Annotated in this window: 1 protein-coding gene; it reads right to left on the reverse strand. The window is 67.5% G+C overall.

Annotated elements, in window-relative coordinates:
* Window positions 1-477 (reverse strand): biotin carboxylase N-terminal domain-containing protein (locus AC1DCG_RS25115; RefSeq protein ID WP_477041755.1); only part of this gene is annotated, 477 nt, incomplete at both ends.

A 477-nucleotide genomic window follows, 5' to 3' on the forward strand; every position in this document is an offset into this window, starting at 1 on the left:
GGCCGAAGCCTTGATCATCACCGGATAGCCGATGGTCTCCGACACCTTCAGGGCCTCGGCGACATCGGCGATCTCGCCGATATGGCCGGGCACGCAGGAGACCCCCGCGGCGGCGGCGAACTTCTTGCTCTCGATCTTGTCGCCCATCGCCGAGATCGCGCCGGGATTGGGACCGATGAACACGATGCCCTCGTCGGCGCACCTCTGCGCGAACTCGGCCTTCTCGGAAAGAAACCCGAAGCCCGGGTGCACGGCCTGGGCGCCGGTCTGCTTGCAGGCGGCGATGATCTTGTCGGCGACGAGATAGCTCTGCGCGGCCGGCGAGGCGCCGATGTGCACGGCCTCGTCGGCCATCTCCACCGCCAGGCTGTCGGCGTCGGCGTCCGAATAGACCACCACCGTGGCGATCCCGAGCCGCCGGCACGTCTTGATCACCCGCACCGCGATCTCGCCCCGGTTGGCGATCAGGATCTTGTT

The sequence above is a fragment of the Caulobacter sp. 10L414 genome (assembly GCF_056395525.1).